The 21,663-nt window shown below is 63.1% G+C and carries 22 protein-coding genes; 18 read left to right on the top strand and 4 right to left on the bottom strand.

Annotation, left to right across the window (positions count from 1 at the left end):
- Positions 1–109: 109 nt before the first annotated feature.
- From fabZ to AWB74_RS21810, 5 genes are all read left to right on the top strand, one after another.
- Positions 110–568 carry a 3-hydroxyacyl-ACP dehydratase FabZ gene (gene fabZ, locus AWB74_RS21830; RefSeq protein ID WP_061124729.1) on the top strand — a complete coding sequence of 153 codons (459 nt, stop codon included), beginning with the start codon at positions 110–112 and terminating at the stop codon, positions 566–568.
- Between the two features lie 65 nt (positions 569–633).
- Complete coding sequence (gene lpxA / locus AWB74_RS21825; RefSeq protein WP_061148818.1) at positions 634–1,422, top strand: acyl-ACP--UDP-N-acetylglucosamine O-acyltransferase; 789 nt, start codon at positions 634–636, stop codon at positions 1,420–1,422.
- Positions 1,423–1,434: 12 nt separating this feature from the next.
- Positions 1,435–2,601, top strand: a complete 1,167-nt coding sequence (lpxB, locus tag AWB74_RS21820; protein WP_061148817.1) for a lipid-A-disaccharide synthase — start codon at positions 1,435–1,437, stop codon at positions 2,599–2,601.
- Positions 2,601–3,314, top strand: coding sequence for a ribonuclease HII (gene rnhB / locus AWB74_RS21815; RefSeq protein ID WP_061148816.1), 714 nt, complete (start codon positions 2,601–2,603; stop codon positions 3,312–3,314). Before lpxB ends, rnhB begins: the two co-directional genes overlap by 1 nt.
- Positions 3,315–3,330: 16 nt before the next feature.
- The gene (locus AWB74_RS21810) at positions 3,331–4,107 is read left to right on the top strand and encodes a TrmH family RNA methyltransferase (RefSeq protein ID WP_061148815.1); all 777 of its coding nucleotides are present in this window, start codon (positions 3,331–3,333) and stop codon (positions 4,105–4,107) included.
- Positions 4,108–4,116: 9 nt separating this feature from the next.
- Here the strand turns inward: AWB74_RS21810 and ppsR are convergent, their stop codons facing one another.
- Complete coding sequence (ppsR, locus tag AWB74_RS21805; RefSeq protein ID WP_061148814.1) at positions 4,117–4,935, bottom strand: posphoenolpyruvate synthetase regulatory kinase/phosphorylase PpsR; 819 nt, start codon at positions 4,933–4,935, stop codon at positions 4,117–4,119.
- Positions 4,936–5,438: 503 nt separating this feature from the next.
- Here ppsR and ppsA point away from each other — a divergent pair.
- The 3 genes from ppsA (at position 5,439) to AWB74_RS21790 (ending at position 9,322) form a co-directional block, all read left to right on the top strand.
- Positions 5,439–7,856: a phosphoenolpyruvate synthase gene (gene ppsA / locus AWB74_RS21800; protein WP_061148813.1), complete on the top strand. Its 2,418-nt coding sequence runs from the start codon at positions 5,439–5,441 to the stop codon at positions 7,854–7,856.
- Positions 7,857–7,951: 95 nt separating this feature from the next.
- Entirely contained in the window at positions 7,952–8,377 is a 426-nt protein-coding gene (locus AWB74_RS21795) for an NfeD family protein (RefSeq protein WP_061148812.1), read from the top strand.
- Positions 8,378–8,395: 18 nt separating this feature from the next.
- On the top strand, positions 8,396–9,322 hold the full coding sequence (locus AWB74_RS21790; RefSeq protein ID WP_061124637.1) for an SPFH domain-containing protein: 927 nt from the start codon (positions 8,396–8,398) through the stop codon (positions 9,320–9,322).
- A gap of 53 nt (positions 9,323–9,375) precedes the next feature.
- On the opposite strand, the gene smpB is transcribed toward AWB74_RS21790, so the two are convergent.
- Positions 9,376–9,825: an SsrA-binding protein SmpB gene (gene smpB, locus AWB74_RS21785; protein WP_061148811.1), complete on the bottom strand. Its 450-nt coding sequence runs from the start codon at positions 9,823–9,825 to the stop codon at positions 9,376–9,378.
- A gap of 118 nt (positions 9,826–9,943) precedes the next feature.
- Between smpB and AWB74_RS21780 the strand changes: the two genes are divergently transcribed.
- Both AWB74_RS21780 and AWB74_RS21775 read left to right on the top strand, forming a co-directional pair.
- Positions 9,944–10,381 (top strand): type II toxin-antitoxin system RatA family toxin, encoded by a 438-nt coding sequence (locus tag AWB74_RS21780; protein ID WP_014191146.1) that lies wholly within the window; start codon positions 9,944–9,946, stop codon positions 10,379–10,381.
- Positions 10,378–10,704, top strand: coding sequence for an RnfH family protein (locus AWB74_RS21775; RefSeq protein WP_061148810.1), 327 nt, complete (start codon positions 10,378–10,380; stop codon positions 10,702–10,704). Before AWB74_RS21780 ends, AWB74_RS21775 begins: the two co-directional genes overlap by 4 nt.
- 6 nt (positions 10,705–10,710) lie before the next feature.
- Here AWB74_RS21775 and AWB74_RS21770 read toward each other — a convergent pair whose 3' ends face one another.
- Entirely contained in the window at positions 10,711–11,691 is a 981-nt protein-coding gene (locus AWB74_RS21770) for a DMT family transporter (RefSeq protein ID WP_061148809.1), read from the bottom strand.
- A gap of 223 nt (positions 11,692–11,914) precedes the next feature.
- On the opposite strand from AWB74_RS21770, the gene guaB reads away from it, so the two are divergent.
- The 3 genes from guaB (at position 11,915) to guaA (ending at position 15,889) form a co-directional block, all read left to right on the top strand.
- A complete protein-coding gene (gene guaB / locus AWB74_RS21765; RefSeq protein WP_061148808.1) occupies positions 11,915–13,375 on the top strand; it encodes an IMP dehydrogenase in 1,461 nt (486 codons plus the stop codon).
- Positions 13,376–13,389: 14 nt separating this feature from the next.
- A complete protein-coding gene (locus AWB74_RS21760) occupies positions 13,390–14,148 on the top strand; it encodes a hypothetical protein (protein WP_061148807.1) in 759 nt (252 codons plus the stop codon).
- A 157-nt stretch (positions 14,149–14,305) separates the two neighbouring features.
- The gene (guaA, locus tag AWB74_RS21755) at positions 14,306–15,889 is read left to right on the top strand and encodes a glutamine-hydrolyzing GMP synthase (RefSeq protein ID WP_061148806.1); all 1,584 of its coding nucleotides are present in this window, start codon (positions 14,306–14,308) and stop codon (positions 15,887–15,889) included.
- Positions 15,890–15,949: 60 nt separating this feature from the next.
- Here the strand turns inward: guaA and AWB74_RS21750 are convergent, their stop codons facing one another.
- On the bottom strand, positions 15,950–16,714 hold the full coding sequence (locus AWB74_RS21750; protein WP_061148805.1) for an alpha/beta fold hydrolase: 765 nt from the start codon (positions 16,712–16,714) through the stop codon (positions 15,950–15,952).
- Between the two features lie 113 nt (positions 16,715–16,827).
- Between AWB74_RS21750 and thpR the strand changes: the two genes are divergently transcribed.
- The 5 genes from thpR to nikC all read left to right on the top strand — a co-directional run bounded on the left by thpR (position 16,828) and on the right by nikC (position 21,662).
- A complete protein-coding gene (gene thpR, locus AWB74_RS21745) occupies positions 16,828–17,403 on the top strand; it encodes an RNA 2',3'-cyclic phosphodiesterase (RefSeq protein WP_061148804.1) in 576 nt (191 codons plus the stop codon).
- Positions 17,404–17,490: 87 nt separating this feature from the next.
- A complete protein-coding gene (gene ddpX, locus AWB74_RS21740) occupies positions 17,491–18,054 on the top strand; it encodes a D-alanyl-D-alanine dipeptidase (RefSeq protein ID WP_061148803.1) in 564 nt (187 codons plus the stop codon).
- A 26-nt stretch (positions 18,055–18,080) separates the two neighbouring features.
- Positions 18,081–19,682 (top strand): ABC transporter substrate-binding protein, encoded by a 1,602-nt coding sequence (locus AWB74_RS21735; RefSeq protein WP_061148802.1) that lies wholly within the window; start codon positions 18,081–18,083, stop codon positions 19,680–19,682.
- A gap of 74 nt (positions 19,683–19,756) precedes the next feature.
- Positions 19,757–20,731, top strand: a complete 975-nt coding sequence (locus tag AWB74_RS21730; protein ID WP_235024650.1) for an ABC transporter permease — start codon at positions 19,757–19,759, stop codon at positions 20,729–20,731.
- Between the two features lie 19 nt (positions 20,732–20,750).
- Complete coding sequence (gene nikC / locus AWB74_RS21725) at positions 20,751–21,662, top strand: nickel transporter permease (RefSeq protein ID WP_061148887.1); 912 nt, start codon at positions 20,751–20,753, stop codon at positions 21,660–21,662.
- Position 21,663 lies beyond the last annotated feature (1 nt).

Genomic DNA, 21,663 nt, shown 5'->3' with positions numbered 1-21,663 from the left:
CAGGAGCGGGGCGGTTCGAGCCGCCTAAGAGACGCAGCAATCCCGGGCGGGCCTCGAAGACGGCCCGCCATCCAATTTCCGCGCCCAGATGCGCGTGAGCAGAACGACCATGAGCACAGAAAAAATCAATCTCGACATCCACAAGATCCTCACGCTGCTGCCGCATCGCTATCCGATCCTGCTCGTGGACCGCGTGCTCGAACTCGAGCCGCACAAGAGCATCAAAGCGATCAAGAACGTGACGATCAACGAGCCGTATTTTCAGGGCCACTTCCCGACGCGTCCGGTGATGCCGGGTGTGCTGATTCTCGAAGCGCTCGCGCAGACCGCCGCGCTCCTGACTTTCGCGGAAGAGCCGCACGACCCGGCGAAGACGCTTTACTACTTCGTCGGCATCGACGGCGCGCGCTTCAAGCGCGTGGTGGAACCGGGCGATCAACTGGTGCTCAACGTCCACTTCGAGCGGTACATGCGAGGCATCTGGAAGTTCAAGGCGCGCGCCGAAGTGGATGGCGCCACGGCTGCCGAAGCCGTGCTCATGTGTACCGTGAAGGACACGGACGCCTAAGCGCGATTGCGTTCACCCCGCGTTCACCGTAACAAGCAGCACGAACCGCATAAGGCGACAAGCGCATGAGCAAGATTCACCCCACCGCGATCATCGAGCCGGGCGCGCAGCTCGACGACACCGTCGAAGTCGGACCGTACGCGATCGTCGGTTCGCACGTCGTGATCGGCGCGGGCACGACCGTCGGCTCGCACAGCGTGATCGAAGGCCATACGACGATCGGCCGCGACAATCGCATCGGCCATTACGCGTCGATCGGCGGCCGTCCGCAGGACATGAAGTACAAGGGCGAGCCGACGCGCCTCGAGATCGGCGACCGCAACACCATCCGCGAATTCACGACGCTGCACACGGGCACGGCGCAGGACCAGGGTCTGACTTCCATCGGCAGCGACTGCTGGATCATGGCGTACGTGCACGTCGGCCATGACTGCCGCCTCGGTGACAACGTCATCATGTCGAGCAATGCGCAACTGGCGGGGCATGTGATCGTCGGCGATCACGCGATCGTCGGCGGCATGTCGGGCGTGCATCAGTTCGTGCGCATCGGCGCGCATTCGATGCTCGGCGGCGCGTCCGCGCTCGTGCAGGACGTACCGCCCTTCGTCATCGCGGCGGGCAACAAGGCCGAGCCGCACGGCATCAACGTGGAAGGTTTGCGCCGCCGCGGTTTCACGCCCGACGCCATTTCGGCGCTGCGCTCGGCGTACCGCATCGTCTACAAGAGCGGCCTGTCGCTCGAAGAGGCGAAAGTGCAGTTGAAGGAACTGAGCACGGCAGGCGGCGAGGGCGACGAGCCCGTCAAGGCATTCTCCGACTTCATCGCGGCGTCGCAGCGCGGCATCATCCGCTGAATACGCCGCCCGATGACTCTGATCCAACACCCGCCACGCATCGCGATGGTCGCGGGCGAGCCTTCTGGCGACCTGCTCGCGGCTTCGCTGCTCAAGGGCCTGAGGCAAACGCTGCCGGAAGGCACGCGCTATAGCGGCATCGGCGGCCCGCGCATGACGGCCGAAGGCTTCGAAGCGCACTGGCCGATGGACAAGCTCACCGTGCGCGGCTATGTCGAAGCGCTGAAGCATATCCCCGAGATTCTCGGCATCCGCAACGAGATCAAGCGTCAGCTGCTCGCGGAGCCGCCTTCGGTGTTCATCGGCGTGGACGCGCCCGATTTCAACTTCGGTCTCGAACAGCCGCTGCGCGAGGCCGGTATCCCGACCGTGCATTTCGTGTGCCCGTCGATCTGGGCGTGGCGCGGCGGGCGCATCAAGAAGATCGTGAAAGCGGTCGATCACATGCTGTGCGTGTTTCCGTTCGAGACCGCGTTGCTCGAGAAGGCGGGCGTGGCGGCGAGCTACGTCGGCCATCCGCTCGCCGACGAAATCCCGCTCGAACCCGACACGGCTGGCGCGCGCCGCGAACTCGGCATTGCGGAAGGTGGTCCGGTGATCGCCGTGCTGCCGGGCAGCCGCCGCTCGGAAATCTCGCTGATCGGCCCGACCTTTTTCGACGCAATGGAGCTGATGCAGCTTCGCGAGCCTGGCGTGCGCTTTCTGGTGCCGGCCGCGAATCCGGCTTTGCGCGAATTGCTGCAGCCGCTCGTGGACGCGCATCCGCATCTGTCGCTGACGATCACCGACGGTCGCGCGCAAACCGCGATGACCGCCGCCGATGCGATCCTCGTGAAAAGCGGCACCGTGACGCTCGAAGCGGCGCTGCTCAAGAAGCCTATGGTCATCTCGTACAAGGTGCCCTGGCTCACCGGTCAGATCATGCAGCGGCAGGGTTATCTGCCGTATGTCGGCTTGCCGAACATTCTGGCGGGGCGCTTCGTCGTGCCGGAAATCCTGCAGCACTTCGCGACGCCCGAAGCGCTCGCCGACGCGACGCTAAAACAGTTGAACGACCACGCCAACCGCCGTACCCTGACGGAAATCTTCACCGACATGCACATCGCGCTGCGGCAGAACACGTCGCAGAAGGCGGCTCAGGCCGTGGCGCGGGTGCTCGACACGCGGAGGCCGCGATAATGGCGACGAAGCTGGCAAAATCGTCGGCCCAAGTCGGGCTCGATTTTAGTTCGCCGTTCGACATCATCTGCGGCGTCGATGAAGCGGGGCGCGGTCCGCTGGCGGGCCCGGTCGTTGCCGCGGCCGTGATCTTCGATCCCGCCAAGCCCAGGATCAACGGCCTCGACGATTCCAAGGCGCTGTCCGCCAAAAGGCGCGAAGAGTTGTACGTGAAAATCGTCGATCGCGCGCTCGCGTACTGCATCGCGTCGGCGAGCGTCGAGGAAATCGACACCATCAACATCCTGCATGCGTCCATGCTCGCGATGAAACGCGCGGTGGAAGGGCTCTCGGTCGCGCCGACGCTCGTGAAGGTCGATGGCAACCGCTGCCCGATGCTGTCGATCCGCGCCGAAGCGGTGATCGGCGGCGACGCACTCATCAAACAGATCTCGGCGGCGTCGATTCTCGCGAAAGTCACGCGCGACCGCATGCTGGTCGAACTGCACGAAACCTATCCGATGTACGGCTTCGACGCGCATTCGGGTTACGGCACGCCTCAACACTTGCGGGCGCTGCGCGAGCACGGTCCGTGCGAACATCATCGGCGTTCGTTCGCGCCGGTGCGCGAGGCGCATGCGCTCGTGTTCGGCTCGGTGCTGCCGGAAATCGCGCCGGAAGTGCTCGAAGTCGCTTCGACGCTCGAAGACGATCCAGACGCGCTCGCCTTCTGAGCGGCACTCAAGCAACGTGAAATCCATTACTTCGCGGGACAACCCGCTCTACAAGCGCATCAAGGCGCTGGCCGGCTCGACCGCGCAACAGCGGCGCAGCGGCCATGCGCTGCTCGAAGGCCTGCATCTCGCATCGGCCTATCTGGATGCTGCCGGACAGCCCGAAACCTGCGTCGTCACCGAAGGCGCGCTGACGCATGAAGAAGCGCGCGCGATCGTTGCGCGCATCGAGGAAAAGCGCGTCGTCGTGCTGCCGGATGCGCTGTTCGGGCAGCTTTCGAGCGTCGTGCATGGCGTGGGCATGCTGCTGCTCGTCGAGAAGCTCGACGCCGAACTGCCCGCGCGCATCGCCGAAACCTGCGTGATCCTCGACGGTATTCAGGACGCCGGCAACGTCGGTTCCATTTTGCGCAGCGCGGCTGCGGCGGGCGTTACGCGCGTGTTCTGCACGCCGGGGACGGCTTACGCGTGGTCGTCGAAAGTGCTGCGCTCAGGCATGGGCGCGCACTTCCTGCTCGATATTTTCGAGGACGTGGAGCCTGCGGACCTCATCGCGCGGCTGGACGCGCCCGTCACGATCACCGATTCGCACGGCGCGGTCGCGCTGTACGACTGCGATCTGTCGGGAGCGCTTGCGTGGGTGTTCGGCAATGAAGGCGCGGGCGTGTCGCAGATTTGGCGCGATGCGGTGACGAATCGCGTGACCATTCCACAACCGGGCGGCATGGAATCGCTCAACGTGGCGGCCGCGGCGGCGATCTGCCTTTTCGAGCAGTGCCGCCAGCAGCGTTGAGCCGAACCGTCAATAGTAGGAGGAGCGATCCGGCTTCACTTCCTGCAGGATCGTCGTGGCGATTTCTTCGATCGACTTGTGCGTCGACGACAGCCACTTGATGCCCTCGCGCTTCATCATCATTTCCGCTTCGTTGATCTCGTAGCGGCAGTTCTCCAGCGCCGCGTACTTGCTGCCGGGACGGCGCTCGTTGCGGATTTCCGCGAGCCGTTGCGGATCGATCGACAAACCGAACATCTTCGACCGATGCTCCAGCAAAGGCGTAGGCAGCTTGCCGCGCTCGAAGTCCTCGGGAATCAGCGGATAGTTCGCCGCTTTCACGCCGTATTGCATTGCCAGATAGAGGCTCGTCGGCGTCTTGCCGCTGCGGGACACGCCGACCAGGATCACGTCCGCGTCCGCGAGATTGCGATTCGACTGGCCGTCGTCGTGCGCGAGCGAGAAGTTGATCGCCTCGATCCGGTTCTTGTATTCCTCGGTGTCCGCGTTCTGGTGGACGCGGCCCATTGCGTGCGTCGACTTCAGTTCCAGTTCGTGCTCGAGCGGCTCGATGAAGGTCTGGAACATGTCGAGCACGAGCGCATTGCAGCCTTTGACGACTTCATTCGACGCGCTGTCGACGAGCGTCGTGAACACGATCGGCCGGCGCCCGTCGAGCGCGACGGCCTCGTTGATCTTCTCGACGGTGGCGCAGGCCTTGTCGATCGAATCGACGAAAGGCACGCGCACGAGCCGGAACTTTTGATCGAACTGGGCAAGGATCGAATGCGCGAAGGTTTCGGCAGTGATTCCTGTACCGTCGGAAACGATGAATACGGAAGGCGGCATCGGCGAAAGAACCAAATGGGGAACGAATTGGGGGCGGTGCGCTCAGAAGGTAACACGCTGGCACCATGCTGGCCACGCCCCGGCACGGTGCTGGCACGGCGGAGGAAAACGCCTGTGTTACATTGGTTGCCCTGCGGTGTGCGCCGGCCAACCATGCGGCGTGAAAGACCTCGATTTTGCCGTGGAATAACTGTTTTCGCCGAAGCAAAACTGACAATCGGCACGGTAGAATAGCGGCAACCTGTTCGATAAGCAATTGCGGACAAACTGATTCGGATTTTCGTCAAATCGCGGTCGTTTCGTCGGTTTTGGCAGCAAAAACCTACGTTTTCGAGCAGATTCCCGACGTTCCCGCTTCTTTTGCAACGCGCTCCGGTTCCGGTGACGCGCTCCCCGATGGTTTATCAAACAGGTTGTACGAGATGCGGCTGCGCTTCCAATGGGCGCCGCCGCAATTAAGCCCACTCGTGCGATCGTGCATTCCATCCACCTTAGGGGCTTGTATGACTAACGCAGTCAATGTTGCGAAAGATGTCGCAAAGGATCAGGCGTATGTAGTTCCATTCGAGCAGTTGCGAATGACCGACGTTGAAGTCGTCGGTGGCAAGAATGCGTCGCTCGGCGAGATGATCAGCCAGCTTTCCGAAGCCGGCGTCAGCGTGCCGACGGGCTTTGCCACGACCGCGCTCGCATTCCGCGACTTTCTCCAGCACAACGACCTGACCGAGCGCATCGCCAAACGTCTCGAAACGCTCGACGTCGACGACGTGAAGGCGCTCGCCGAAGCCGGCAAGGAAATCCGCCAGTGGATCGTCGACGCGCCGCTGCAGCCGCGTCTCGAAGACGAAATCCGCCGTGGTTTCGACATTCTCCAGGCGAGCTCGCCCGAAGAGCTTTCGTTCGCCGTGCGCTCGTCGGCGACCGCGGAAGACCTGCCCGACGCATCGTTCGCGGGCCAGCAGGAAAGCTATCTGAACGTGGTCGGCATCGAGGACGTCCTCGATCGCATGAAGCACGTGTTCGCATCGCTCTACAACGACCGCGCCATTTCGTATCGCGTCCACAAGGGCTTCACGCATGCCGAAGTCGCGCTGTCGGCGGGCGTGCAGCGCATGGTGCGCTCGGACGTCGGCGCAGCGGGCGTCATGTTCACCATCGACACCGAATCGGGCTTCAAGGAAACCGTGTTCATCACGTCGAGCTACGGCCTGGGCGAAACCGTCGTGCAGGGCGCGGTGAATCCGGACGAGTTCCACGTCTTCAAGCAAACGCTCGAGCAGGGCAAGTACCCGATCATCCGCCGCTCGATCGGCTCCAAGCTCATCAAGATGGAATTCACGAAGCCGGGCGAGCCGGGCCGCGTGAAGACCGTCGACGTGGCGCACGAGCAGCGCAACCGTTTCTCGATCACCGACGAAGACGTGATCCAGCTCGCGAAGTACGCGGTGATCATCGAGAAGCACTATCAGCGTCCGATGGACATCGAGTGGGGCAAGGACGGCCGCGACGGCAAGCTGTTCATCCTCCAGGCGCGTCCGGAAACGGTCAAGAGCCAGGCGTCCGGCAAGGCCGAGATGCGCTTCAAGCTGAAGGGCCAGTCGAACGTGCTGGCGACCGGCCGCGCAATCGGCCAGAAGATCGGCGCGGGTCCGGTGCGCGTGATTCAGGACCCGTCGGAAATGGAACGCGTGCAGCCGGGTGACGTGCTCGTTGCCGACATGACCGACCCGAACTGGGAACCGGTGATGAAGCGCGCGTCCGCCATCGTGACGAATCGCGGCGGGCGCACTTGCCACGCGGCGATCATCGCGCGTGAGCTGGGCGTGCCGGCGGTCGTCGGCTGCGGCGACGCAACGGACGTGCTGAAGGAAGGCGCGCTCGTCACGGTGTCGTGCGCGGAAGGCGACGAAGGCAAGATCTATGACGGCCTGCTCGAAACCGAAGTGACCGAAGTGCAGCGCGGCGAACTGCCGAAGATTCCGGTCAAGATCATGATGAACGTCGGCAATCCGCAACTCGCGTTCGACTTCGCGCAGCTGCCGAACGCGGGCGTCGGTCTGGCTCGTCTCGAGTTCATCATCAACAACAACATCGGCGTGCATCCGAAGGCGATTCTGGAGTACCCGAACGTCGACGCCGATCTGAAAAAGGCGGTCGAAAGCGTCGCGCGCGGTCACGCATCGCCGCGTGCGTTCTATGTCGACAAGCTGACCGAAGGCATCGCCACGATCGCGGCGGCGTTCTATCCGAAGCCTGTCATCGTGCGTTTGTCGGACTTTAAGTCGAACGAGTACAAGAAGCTGATCGGCGGTTCGCGCTACGAGCCGGACGAAGAGAACCCGATGCTCGGTTTCCGCGGGGCGTCGCGCTATATCGCGGAAGATTTCGCCGAAGCGTTCCATATGGAATGCATCGCGCTGAAGAAGGTTCGCGAAGAAATGGGCCTCGACAACGTTCAGATCATGGTGCCGTTCGTGCGCACGCTGAAGCAGGCGGATCGCGTCATCGAACTGCTCGGCAAGTTCGGCCTCAAGCGCGGCGTCAACGATCTCAAGCTCGTGATGATGTGCGAGGTGCCGTCCAACGCGATCCTCGCCGAGCAGTTCCTGGAGCGTTTCGACGGCTTCTCGATCGGCTCGAACGACCTGACGCAGCTCACGCTGGGTCTCGATCGCGATTCCGGTATGGAATTGCTCGCGGCGGACTTCGACGAACGCGATGAAGCCGTGCAGTTCATGTTGAAGCGCGCGATCGAAACGTGTCTGAGGCTGAAGAAGTACGTCGGTATCTGCGGTCAGGGCCCGTCGGACCATCCGGACCTCGCCGAGTGGCTGGCGAAGCAGGGCATCGAGTCGATGTCGCTGAACCCGGACACGATCATCGACACGTGGCAGCAACTGGCGAAGACGTTGTCAAAATAAGTCGATTGCGCGTCTTTCCACTTGCTTACGGAATGATGCAGCGTGCTATAAAAACACCCCGGACTTCTCCGGGGTGTTTTCGTTTGGAGGCGAGGATGAGTGGGCTGATCTGGTGGTTCGCGGCGGGCGCGCTGATCGTCGCGGAGTTGTTCACCGGCACGTTCTATCTGCTCATGATCGCGCTCGGCATGATCGCGGGCGGCATCGCGTTCGTGATGGGCGCGTTGGCGCATGTGCAGATTGGCGCGGCCGCTGTCGTCGCGTTGATTGCGCTCGTGGTGCTGAGGCGTTCGCGCTTCGGCAACTGGAAACGGCGCACTGACGCTTCGCGCGATGCGGCCGTGAATCTCGACATCGGCGCGACCTTGCAGGTCGATCAATGGCACGATGGCCGCGCAAGGGCGATGTATCGCGGCGCGCAGTGGGACGTCGAACTCGCGCCCGGGGAGTCGGAAGGTGCGAGGCTGTATCGCATCACCGCGCTGGATGGCAATCGGCTCATCGTTGCCGCAAAACGCTAGTCAAACAAGGAAAAGAAAATGTATTTCACGCTCATTCTGCTCGTGATCGCCATCGTGATCGTGGCGAATACGGTCAAGATCGTGCCGCAACAGCACGCGTGGGTGCTCGAGCGGCTCGGCCGCTATCACGCGACGCTCGCGCCGGGCCTGAACATCGTGCTGCCGTTCATCGATCGCATCGCCTACAAGCACATCCTCAAAGAGATTCCGCTCGAAGTGCCGAGCCAGGTGTGCATCACGCGCGATAACACGCAGTTGCAGGTCGACGGCGTGCTGTACTTTCAGGTGACGGACGCGATGAAGGCGTCGTATGGATCGAGCAACTTCGTGTTCGCGATCACGCAGTTGTCGCAGACCACGCTGCGTTCCGTCATCGGCAAGCTGGAACTCGACAAGACTTTCGAGGAGCGCGATTTCATCAACCAGAGCATCGTCAACGCGCTCGATGAAGCGGCGTCGAACTGGGGCGTGAAGGTGCTGCGCTACGAGATCAAGGACCTCACGCCGCCCAAGGAAATCTTGCATGCCATGCAGCAGCAGATTACCGCCGAGCGAGAAAAGCGTGCGCTGATCGCGGCGTCGGAAGGCCGCAAGCAGGAGCAGATCAATCTCGCCGCGGGCGCGCGCGAGGCCGCGATCCAGAAGTCCGAGGGCGAGCGTCAGGCGGCGATCAATCAGGCGCAGGGCGAGGCGTCGGCGATTCTCGCGGTCGCCGAGGCGAATGCGCAGGCCATTCAGAAAATCGGCACGGCGATTCAGACTGCGGGCGGCATGGAAGCGGTGAATCTGAAGATCGCAGAGCAGTATGTCGGCGCGTTCGGCAATATCGCGAAGACCGGCAACACGCTCATCGTGCCGGGCAATCTGTCGGACATGAGTTCGATGATCGCGTCCGCGTTGACCATCGTGAGAGGCGAGGGCGGCGGGGTCGTCAAAAAGGCATAAGACATAAACGAATCGGGGCGCTCAAGAGCGCCCCGATTCGAATTATCGTCGGTTTATCGCGATGCCGTGCGCATGAGCCGCGCGCGTTCGCGATCCCAGTCGCGCTTCTTTTCGGTCTCGCGCTTGTCGTGCAGCTTCTTGCCCTTCGCGAGGCCGATCTCGCACTTCACGCGGCCTTCCTTGTAGTGGAAGTTGAGCGGCACGAGCGTGTGGCCGCGCTGCTCGACCTTGCCGATGAGCTTGTCGATCTGGTCGCGATGCAACAGCAGCTTGCGCGTGCGCACTGGATCGAGATTGGCGAATTTCGAGGCTTCGGGCAGCGGGCTGATATGCGTGCCGATCAGAAAGAGTTCGCCCTGCTTGATCACGACGTAGCCTTCCTTGATCTGCCCACGGCCCGCGCGCAGCGCCTTGACTTCCCAGCCCTCGAGCACGAGACCGGCCTCGTAGCGCTCTTCGACGAAGTAATCGAAGAAGGCTTTTCTGTTGTCGATGATGCTCATGAATGGAAAGTGCCCAACTCGTTTAAAATCACGATTTTAGCAGCGCGCCGACCGGCAAATGAACTACCGCCGCGTTCTCTTGCGTTGCCACACAATCTAGCCACCCGCTGCGCCCTATATGGCAGACGTTCAGAAAACCGTATTGATCCGCCATTCAGCGGAAGAAATGTTCGACCTCGTCACCGATGTCGCTGACTACCCCAATTTCCTGCCGTGGTGCGGCGGCGTCGAAATCGGCCGCCAGGACGAGAACGGCATGGAGGCGAAGATCGACATCAGCTTCAAGGGTATCAAGCAACATTTCGCCACGCGCAACACTCAGAAGCGGCCGACCAACATCGATATGGAGTTCCTGAGCGGCCCTTTCAAGAAGTTCACCGGCTACTGGCACTTCACGCCGCTGCGCGCGGACGCGTGCAAGATCGAATTCGCGCTGCACTACGAATTCTCCAACGTGATCCTGGAAAAGCTCATTGGGCCGGTGTTCAGCCACATCGCCAATACGTTCGTCGATTCCTTCGTGAAGCGCGCGGATCAGCGCTACGGCAAGCCATGATGCATATCGACGTTTGCTACGGACTGCCCGACGGCGCGAGCTTTCTTGCGCGCGTCGATCTGCGCGAAGGCGCGACCGTGCGCGATGCGATCGAAGCGAGCGGCGTGCTGCGTGCGCATCAGGACATTGATCTGGCGACGCAGAAAATCGGCGTGTTCGGTAAGCTGACGCCGCTCGATACGGCGCTTGCGGACTTCGATCGCGTGGAGATTTATCGTCCGCTGAAGGTGGACCCGAAGACGGCGCGTCAGCGCCGCGTCGAAAAAACCCGCAAGGCGGGGTCGATCGAAGGGCGCAAGTGGCAGTCGAAGGATTCGCGCTGAGCGGATTCAGTGCGCGGGCGCTTCCTTCGCGGCCGCAGGTGACGCGCCCACCGAATGCTGTCTGACCGACCAGCTCACGCCAACCAGCAGCAGCACGATCGCAAGCACTTCGGGCGTGCGGGGCCAGCGGCCATCGTAGACGAAGGCGTATAACAGCGCGAAAAGCGTCTCGAACGCGATCATCTGGCCGGCGAGCGTGAGCGGCAGGCGCTTCGCCGCTGCATTCCACAGCATGTTGCCGAGCCACGAACCGCCGGTCGCGAGCGCGAAACACACGATCCAGAAGAGATGCCAACGCGCGGCCGGCACGCTTGCCTGAACGGTTCCGGCCGGCAGCATCCATACGATCGCGCCGAGCACGACGCCGATGAGCCCCGTCACGATGCCCCACAGCACCGACCACTCGTTGCCGTCGAAATGGCGGTTCGCCTGCAGATAACGCGCGTTGACGACCGCGTACCACGTCCACGACGCCAGCGCCCCGAGCGCGCAGGCGAGGCCGGCGAGGCGCGTGAGCGCGCTCGTCGCGTGTTCGTTGCCGGCGGAGGACGAGAGCACATCGCTGAACACGTCGACGTTGATGCACGCGATGCCCGCGAGGATCAGCAGCAAGGGGCCGACGAGACGCCTCAAGTCGATCGCGCCGTGATCGCGCCGCCCGGCGAGCGTGACCGTCACCGGCAAAATGCCGACGATCAGCGACGAAGGCGCGACGCCCACCAGTTGCACCGCGCTGGCGAGCAGCATGTAGTAGAGCAGGTTGCCGATGAGCGCGAGCTTCACGAGCGCGATGAAATCGGCGCGCGTGAGTTTGGCGACGAGCTTGCGCGCGAACGGCAGCGCGACCGCGAGCGAGACGGCGCCGTACATCAGATAGCGCCCGATCGACAGCGTCAGCGGCGAAAAATCGGGCAAGAGCCGTGGCGCCAGAAAGATGAAGCCCCAGATCGCACCCGCCGCCATTCCGTAGATCACACCGCGCTGCATTGCCCGACTCCCTGCCGTTATTTCGATTGACGGCGCGAAGCGTAGCACGCACCCCCGGGCGCCCGTCTTGTCGAAAACTGCACAACGGAGACGCCTGATTGGCGGCGGATTTGTCGTCGTCAGCGGCCCGGAATGTGCGGCCGAATCGCGTAAGCTGCTGTTCGGGCAGTGAAAATGCAGGGAACTATCGGTATAATCTGCTTTTGCGCCCATAGGATTTGCCATGCGTCTGATCCAGAAAGCACTCACGTTCGATGACGTGCTCCTCGTGCCCGCGTTTTCCAGCGTTCTCCCGCGCGACACCAGCCTGAAATCCCAGCTGACTCGCAATATCTCCCTGAACATGCCTCTCGTGTCCGCCGCAATGGACACGGTCACCGAAGGCCGGCTCGCCATCGCGATGGCGCAGATGGGCGGCATCGGCATCGTCCACAAGAATCTCACCGCCAAGGAACAGGCCCGCGAAGTCGCGAAAGTGAAGCGCTTCGAGTCGGGCGTCGTGCGTGATCCGATCACCGTGCCGCCGCAAATGCGCGTGCGCGACGTCATCGCGCTCACGCAGCAGCATGGCATTTCGGGCTTTCCGGTGGTCGAGGGCGCGCAACTGATCGGCATCGTCACGAACCGCGACCTGCGTTTCGAAGAGCGTCTGGACGAGCCGGTGCGCAACATCATGACGCCGCGCGAGCGCCTCGTGACGGTCAAGGAAGGCACGTCGCTGGCTGAGGCGAAAGCGCTGATGCACAGCCATCGCCTGGAACGCGTGCTGGTCGTCAACGACGCGTTCGAGCTGCGCGGCCTCATGACGGTGAAGGACATCACCAAGCAGACCGAAAACCCGGACGCATGTAAGGATCAGGACGGCAAGCTGCGTGTGGGCGCGGCGGTGGGCGTCGGTGCGGACAATGAAGAGCGCGTCGAGCTGCTCGCGGCGGCGGGCGTCGACGTGATCGTCGTCGATACCGCGCACGGTCATAGCCAGGGCGTGCTCGAGCGCGTGCGCTGGGTCAAGCAGAACTATCCGCACGTGCAGGTCATCGGCGGCAACATCGCGACGGCGGCGGCAGCGAAGGCGCTCGTCGAATATGGCGCGGACGCGGTGAAGGTCGGCATCGGCCCCGGCTCCATCTGCACGACGCGTATCGTCGCGGGCGTGGGCGTGCCGCAGATCACGGCGATCGCCAACGTGTCCGAAGCGCTGCGCGGCAGCGGCGTGCCGGTCGTCGCGGACGGCGGCGTGCGCTTCTCCGGCGACGTCTCCAAGGCGCTCGCCGCGGGCGCGAATGTCGTGATGATGGGCAGCATGCTCGCAGGCACGGAAGAATCCCCGGGCGACGTATTCCTGTATCAGGGCCGCCAGTACAAGTCGTACCGCGGCATGGGCTCGGTCGGCGCGATGAAGGACGGCGCCGCGGACCGCTACTTCCAGGACAACTCGGCGAACATCGACAAGCTCGTGCCGGAAGGCATCGAAGGCCGTGTGGCCTATAAGGGTTCGGTGAACGCGATCCTGTTCCAGATCGTCGGCGGCGTGCGCGCGAGCATGGGCTATTGCGGTTGCCGCACCATCGCCGAAATGCACGGGAAAGCGGAATTCGTGCAGATCACGGCGGCCGGCATGCGTGAATCGCACGTGCACGACGTGCAGATCACGAAGGAAGCGCCCAACTACCACGTCGATTAATTAGCGGACTGATCATGAAACCGTTGCTGCGGGTCGTGCTCGTCGTCAATGCCCTTATCTTCGTCGCGTTCGGCGTGCTGTTCCTGCTGACGCCGTGGCCGGGCTTGTACGGCGCACTGCAACTGGATTCGATCCGCGTGCAGCCCGCCTTCGCGGGGCAACTGCTCGGCATCGCGCTCGTCGGCCTCGCGTGGCTCGCGTTTCATGCGGCCGTCGACGGCGCGTTGACCGCCAGAGCCGCGCGCGTTTCGGGCCACGTGGAATGGCTGTCGGGCGTCGTGGTGCTGGTCTGGCTGCTCGGGCTGAAAACGCCGCAGGTCGATGGCTTCGGGCAGGTAAGCGCAGCGGTCGTCGGCATCGTGCTACTCGTGCTCGGTCTGGGCAGCGTGCGGCTGTCGTCGGCGGTGCGCCGGCGCGAGCGTGCGGCGCAGGCCGGCGCGGTATCGGCGCAGCGCGCGGAAAAGAAGGCGGCGCAAAAGCGTGAAGACGCTCGCGCGACGTCCACGTCGCCGCTGTCACGCTCACAGCCTGTCGGTGCGGGCTCGGGCCGATCGCTCGATCCCGCCTCGCCAATCTCGCCGCCTGCCGTGCGCGCGCACCCGGACGGTGCGGTCGATCCCGTCACGGGCGGCACGCTCGACCCGGCGACGGGCCACGCTGTCGATCCGATCACGGGCAGGCGCATCGAGCCCGTCATCAGCGGCGAGATCGATCCGGCGACGGGCAGAAGAGTCGATCCTCTCGTACCCGGCGCGGGCCGCGCACCCCGATGAGCGCATGCCGCCAGCCATGCGAACGCGGCAACGCACACACGCAGGACAAGCACGGTCGGCCTTTGCGCCGGCCGTCGATTTATTCGCAGGCGGGGCGCGCGAAGCCGCGTCCCGGCAGCACCGACATCATTCGTTCACTTAGCCTTTGGCCGCAGCCATGCACGACAAAATCCTGATTCTCGATTTCGGCTCCCAAGTCACCCAGCTGATCGCCCGGCGCGTGCGCGAGTCGCATGTCTACTCGGAAATCCATCCGTACGACGTCGACGAGACGTTCATCCGTGAATTCGCGCCGAAGGGCATCATTCTGTCGGGCGGGCCGAACTCGGTCCACGAGGCGAAGTCGCCGCGTGCCCCGCAGATCGTCTTCGATCTCGGCGTGCCGGTGCTCGGCATCTGCTACGGCATGCAGACGATGGCCGATCAGCTCGGCGGCAAGGTCGAGCTCGGCAACGTGCGCGAGTTCGGCTATGCGGAAGTGCAGGCGCTGAACCACACGGGCTTTCTCGAAGGCATCCAGGACTTCACGAGCGAGCAGGGCGACTCGATGCTCAAGGTGTGGATGAGCCACGGCGACAAGGTCGTCGACCTGCCCGCGGGTTTCAAGCTGATGGCGTCGACGCCGTCGTGCCCAATCGCCGCGATGGCCGACGACGACCGCCGTTTCTACGGCCTGCAATGGCATCCGGAAGTGACGCACACGGTGCAGGGCCCGGCGATGCTCGAGCGCTTCGTGCTGGAGTTGTGCGGCGCGAAGGCGGACTGGGAGATGGGCCATTACATCGACGAAGCGGTGGAGAAGATCCGCGCGCAAGTCGGCGATGAGCACGTGATTCTGGGCCTGTCGGGCGGCGTGGATTCGTCGGTGGCGGCGGCGCTCTTGCATCGCGCGATCGGCGATCAGCTGACATGCGTGTTCGTCGATCACGGTCTGCTGCGTCAGAACGAAGCGGAACAGGTGATGTCGACGTTCGCCGATCATCTGGGCGTGAAGGTCATCCATGTCGACGCGAGCGAGGCTTTCCTGCAGAAGCTCACCGGCGTGACCGATCCGGAAGCGAAGCGCAAGATCATCGGCGCGGAATTCGTCGAAGTGTTCCATCAGGAACAGGACAAGATCACCGACGCGAAATGGCTTGCTCAGGGCACCATCTATCCGGACGTGATCGAATCGGCGGGCAAGGGCAAGAAGGGCGCCCATACGATCAAGAGCCACCACAACGTCGGCGGCTTGCCGGAGACGTTGAACCTGCAACTGCTCGAGCCGCTGCGCGAGCTCTTCAAGGACGAAGTGCGCGAACTGGGCGTGAAGCTCGGCTTGCCGCCCGCGATGGTGTATCGCCATCCGTTCCCGGGACCGGGCCTCGGCGTGCGGATTCTCGGCGAAGTGAAGCGCGAATTTGCCGACCTGCTGCGTCGCGCAGACGCGATTTTCATCGAGACGCTGCGCGAAACCATCGACAAGGAAACGGGCAAGTCGTGGTACGACCTGACGAGCCAGGCGTTCGCGGTGTTCCTGCCGGTGAAGAGCGTCGGCGTGATGGGCGACGGGCGCACGTATGAATACGTCGTTGCGCTGCGCGCCGTGCAGACGCTCGATTTCATGACCGCGCATTGGGCGCATCTGCCGCATGATCTGCTCGGACATGTGTCGAATCGCATCATCAATGAAGTGCGCGGGATCAATCGCGTGGTGTACGACATCTCCGGGAAGCCGCCTGCTACGATCGAGTGGGAGTGAACTGGAGATCGGGCTGCGGGCAGACTTCGGGTCTTGCCTGCAGCCGGATATCGCGATCCATCAATCGATGAACTTGCTGATCGCTTGCGCCAGGCCGTCAGGATTGTCGTAGGCGATCATATGCTCGGCATTGGCCACCACTTCGACCGTGCAGCCCGCCTGTTCGAACTTGGCGATTTCATCGCTCGTCGCGTTTTCTGACAGGATGACTCCTTTCGTCGATTTCAGCTTCGCAAGATCATCCAGCCAGTTTTCGACGTTATCCTGGAGAGCCGATTGCGCCCATTGGTAAATCACATAAGGCGACGCAACGGAAAACGGTCCCAGCCACGCGTCGTTCGTCCCTTGCGCCTTCAATTGGGCGAGAAACGCCGAAAAGCCTTCATCCACGAATTGATCTTCGGTTTGAGCGGTAATCTCCGATAGCATCGCGATGCCGTAGTCTGTCAATCCCGGCTCGCACAGAACGATGGCACCAACGTGGGCGGGAAGTGACTGTGCCAGTTTCAGCGCGATGAACGCCCCGGCGCTGTGGCCGAACAGATTCACGCGTGCGAATCCTTCTTCCGCGATGAACCTGGATAACACGGCGGCCTGATCGTCGGAAGCGAATTTGCCGTCCTCTGGCTTGTCGCTGAAGCCCGCTCCCATGAGGTCGATCAGCAGCGATCTGCCTTTGAAGTAAGCGTCGGCAGCGACGACCGGAGGATAATCGCTGCTCGAGGCGCATCCCAATCCGTGAATGAAAAGAAGCGGCTCGGCACCAGCATACAGATCGAGATAACGAAGAACGTTGCCGTTTTCGTCCACGGAAAATGTGTTCATGCGTATCCTTCGGATGGTGTGCAGCGGTAACTCCCTTTCGGTACGGACACCGAAGCGGCCCGAGACATGTTGATCGACAGCACTGCGATCGCGCAAGCGCAAAAGGGTAGAAAATGAACACCCCGCATTCCGATTCCACCGCGCGAGCGCACCCGACCGACTCCCTCTTCTTCGCCCTCTACCCCGACGCACCCGCCGCCGCGCGCATCGCTGAACTGACGACGCGGCTTCGCACCGGTCACAGGCTGAAGGGCAGAGCGATTCTCGCCGATCGCCTCCACATCACCTTGCATTACCTCGGCGCGTTCGCGGGCCTTTCCGCCGATCTCGTCGCGCAGACCCGCAACGCAGTGCCGCAAACGACGTTCCCACCGGTCGATATCGTCTTCGACCGCATCGAGAGCTTTCCCGGCCGCCGCGCCAAACGCCCGCTCGTCCTTTCCGGCGATGTCACCGAGTCGCTCGACGCGCTCGCACAAACCCTCGGCGCCGCGCTCGATGACGCCGGCATTCCTGTCAAACGTCATCCCGAATTCAAGCCCCACGTGACCTTGCTGTACGACGAGCGCCGCATCCCACGCGAGTTCGTCGCGCCCATCGCATGGACCGCGCGCGAGTTCGCGCTGGTGCGCAGTCTGCTCGGCAAATCGCAATACGAAGTCCTCGCGCGCTGGCCGCTCGTAGCGTAATCAGGCAAAACCACCCGACAGAAAGGGTTTCGCGGATTTTTCTTACGCGTTAAGGTTCGTCTATCGATATCCAGGCCGCCCGCACACATGACTCGATCCCGCCTGTTGCACATCACGCCCGAAACGCACGACGTCCAGATCGATCTCGTCTACGCGACCGATCGAAATTTCACCGGCAAGCCGATCTACAAGGCCCAGCATTGCCTGCTGCTGGAACCCGCCGAAGCCGCATTACGAAAAGCCGTCGCTATCGCGCGGAGCATCGGCATGACGCTGCGGATTTTCGATGCGTATCGTCCGCCGCAAGCGCAGAAAGTGCTGTGGGACTTTCTGCCCGATCCGAACTTCATCGCCGAACTCGGGCGCGGCTCGAACCACAGCCGCGGCACGGCGGTCGACCTCACGCTCGTCGATCAGCATGGCGACGAGCTCGACATGGGCACGGGATTCGACGCGATGGTCGTCGAATCCGAGCACTTTCACTTCGATTTGCCGGAGCATGTACAGCGCAATCGCACGTTGTTGTTGGGCGTCATGCACGGCGCAGGCTTCACGCACATCAAAAGCGAGTGGTGGCATTACGAATTGCCAGGCTCGCGCGAACTTGCTTTGATCGATAACGAAGAAAGCGGCCCGCTGCGGCTCATGTAATCGTGAAAGGAACAGGACGGCACCCCATGAAAAAAGCTTTGGCAGCGGTCATGCTCGCATCGGCGTTCACGGTATCGACGGCCTGGACAGGCTTGCCGAGCGCGCAAGCCGCCACGCCCAAGGATCTGTTCGTCATGGCGACGCTGCTCGACGAGTTCACCTCGCTCGACCCCGGCGAAATCTACGAGCTGGTGCCGGAAGAATACGTCGCAAACACGTATGACCGGCTGGTGCGCGTCGACCTGAAGGACCCGTCGAAATTCAATGGCGATGTCGCCGAGTCCTGGACCGTGAGTCAGGACGGCCTGACCTTCACGTTCAAGATTCGGTCCGGGCTCAAGTTTCATTCGGGCAATCCGCTCACGGCCGACGACGTCGCCTGGTCGATCCAGCGCACCGCCTTGCTCGACAAAGGCGCGGCGGCCGTGCTCGCGGGCATCGGCCTGACGAAGGCCAACGCCGCACAGAACGTGAAGAAGATCGACGACACGACCGTCTCCGTCACGACCGATCGTCGCTATGCGCCGACTTTCGTGCTGAACGTGCTGGGCTCGTGGCCGGCGTCGGTGGTGGATCGCAAGCTCGTGGAATCGCATGCGAAGGGGAGCGACTACGGCAACGAGTGGCTGAAGACGAACGAGGCCGGCTCGGGTGCGTACAAGCTCGTCAAGTGGACCGCGAACGACAGCATCGTGCTGCAGCGCTTCGACGGCTATCGCATACCGCTCGCGATGAAGCGCATCGTGCTGCGTCACGTGACCGAAGCGGCGAGCCAGCGGCTCATGATCCAGAACGGCGATATCGACGTCGCGCGCGATCTGTCGCCCGACGATCTCGACACGCTTTCGAAGTCCGGCGTCATCAAGGCGCAAGCCATTCCGCAGGCGACGCTCATGTATCTCGGCCTGAACAACAAGAACCCGAATCTCGCGAAGCCGGAAGTCTGGGAAGCGATGAAGTGGCTCATCGACTATCAGGGCATTCAGAAGAACGTGATCCGCACGACTTACAAGGTTCACGAAACGTTCCTGCCTGAAGGCTTTCTGGGCGCGCTCAACGAGAATCCGTATCACCAGGACGTGCCCAAGGCGAAGGCGCTGCTCGCGAAGGCGGGACTGGCCAACGGCTTCACGGTCAAGATGGACGTGCGCAACGACTATCCGTACAGCGAGATCGCGCAGGCGGTGCAGGCCAATCTGGCGCTCGCGGGCATCAAGGTGCAACTCATGCCGAGCGACAACAAGCAGACGCTCGGACGCTATCGCGCGCGCGCGCACGACATTTATATCGGCGAGTGGTCGGCGGATTACATCGATCCGCACAGCAATGCGCAGGGCTTCGTGTGGAATCCGGACAACTCGGATGCGTCGAGCTACAAGATGCTCGCGTGGCGCAACGCGTGGGACATTCCGCAACTGACGAAGGAAACCGACGCGGCGCTCGCCGAAAGCGACACGAAAAAGCGTGCGCAACTCTACGAGAAGATGCAACGCGAAGTGCTCGCGAAGTCGCCGTTCGTGATCATGTTCCAGAAGGTGTCGCAGGTGGCGGCGCGTCCCGGCGTGACCGGTCTCGAAGTCGGGCCGATCAACGATCTCGTGTCGTATCGCAACATCAAGAAGCAGTGAGCACTCAGGCGCGTTTGAACCACGCGAGCGGCGCGAAGGTACGCGTGCTGCTCGCGCTCACCCGCTGGATCGCGATGCTCGCCATCACGTTCACCGGCCTGCTCGCGATCACGTTCTTCATCGGCCGCAAGATTCCGATCGATCCGGTGCTCGCGATTCTCGGCGACCGCGCGTCGGCGAGCGCGTACGCGGCCGCGCGTCTGCGCCTCGGTCTCGACAAGCCGCTCATCGATCAATTCCTGATCTACGCGCGCGACGTGCTGCACGGCAATCTCGGCATGTCGCTTCTGACCGCGAACCCGGTCATCGACGACATCAAACGCGTCTTTCCCGCGACGCTCGAACTCGCGACGCTCTCGACGTTCATCGGCGTTGCGATTGGCGTGCCGCTCGGGGTCGCGGCGGCGGTGAAGCACAATCGCATCGTCGATCACATCGCGCGCGTCATCGGGCTCGCGGGCAGTTCCGTGCCGGTATTCTGGCTCGCGCTGATGGGCCTGCTGCTGTTCTACGCGCGGCTGCATTGGGTGTCGGGGCCGGGGCGCATCGATCCGATGTACGACGGCATGGTCGACACGCGCACGGGCAGCTTGCTGATCGATTCGCTCATCGCCGGCGAATGGGATGTGTTCCAGAACGCGTTCTCGCATATCGCGCTGCCGGCGAGCGTGCTCGCGTTCTATTCGATCGCCTATCTGTCGCGCATGACGCGCTCGTTCATGCTCGAACAATTGAGTCAGGAATATGTGACGACTGCGCGCGCAAAAGGCTTGCCCGAGCGCCGCGTGATCTGGCGGCACGCGTTCGGCAATATCGCGGTGCCGCTTCTGACGGTGATCGCGCTCGCGTACAGCTATCTGCTCGAAGGCTCGGTGCTCACCGAGATCGTGTTCGCGTGGCCGGGCATCGGCTCGTATCTGACGGGCGCGTTGCTGAACGCCGACATGAACGCCGTGCTCGGCAGCACGCTCGTGATCGGCGCGACGTTCATCGCGCTGAATCTTTTGACGGATGCGCTTTATCGCGTGTTCGATCCGCGGGCGCGATGACATGGAGGACTTTGCGCAGATGAAACCGGCGCGGACTAACTTGCGCGCGTGGCTCCTGACCGATACGCCCGCGTCGCCGCGCCAGGCCGCACTCGGGCGCGCGTATCGGCGCTGGCGGCGGTTCTCGTCGAATCCGCTCAGCATGCTCGGGCTCGCGATTCTGCTGCTGCTCGTCGTGGTCGCCGCCATCGGGCCGATGCTCGTCACGCAGGACCCGCTGCAACAGGTGCTGGCCGAACGTCTCACGCCGCCGAACGCCGCGCATTGGTTAGGCACCGATCAGCTCGGCCGCGACATTCTCTCGCGGCTGGTGCATGGCTCGCGCCTGACGCTGGCGATCGCGCTGCTGGTCGTCGTGCTCGTCGTGCCGGTCGGGCTTCTGATGGGCACGGTGGCGGGTTATTGCGGCGGCATCGTCGATACGGTGCTGATGCGCCTGACCGATGTCGCGCTCGCGTTCCCGAAGATCGTGCTCGCGCTCGCGTTCGCGGCGGCGCTCGGTCCCGGCGTGCTCAATGCGGTGATCGCGCTGTCCATTACCGCGTGGCCGCCGTATGCGCGTCTCGCGCGCGCGGAATCGCTGCGGCTCGCGCAGTCCGATTACATTCACGCGGCGCGTCTGCAAGGGGCGTCGCCGCTGCGCATCCTGTTGCGCTATATCGTGCCGCTGTGTTCGTCGTCGGTGATCGTGCGCGCGACGCTCGACATGGCGGGCATCATTCTCGCCGTCGCGGGTCTGGGCTTTCTCGGACTGGGCGCGCAGCCGCCGAGCCCGGAATGGGGCTACATGGTCGCGGCGGGCCGCAACGTGCTGCTCGACGCATGGTGGGTCGCGACGATTCCCGGCCTCGCGATCCTTGCGGTGAGCCTCGCCTTCAACCTGCTCGGCGACGGTCTGCGCGACGTCTTCGATCCGCGTCATGGAGGCTGAC

Source organism: Caballeronia arvi (assembly GCF_001544695.2).
Taxonomy (GTDB): domain Bacteria; phylum Pseudomonadota; class Gammaproteobacteria; order Burkholderiales; family Burkholderiaceae; genus Caballeronia; species Caballeronia arvi.
This window is presented reverse-complemented; position numbering and strand designations above follow the sequence as displayed.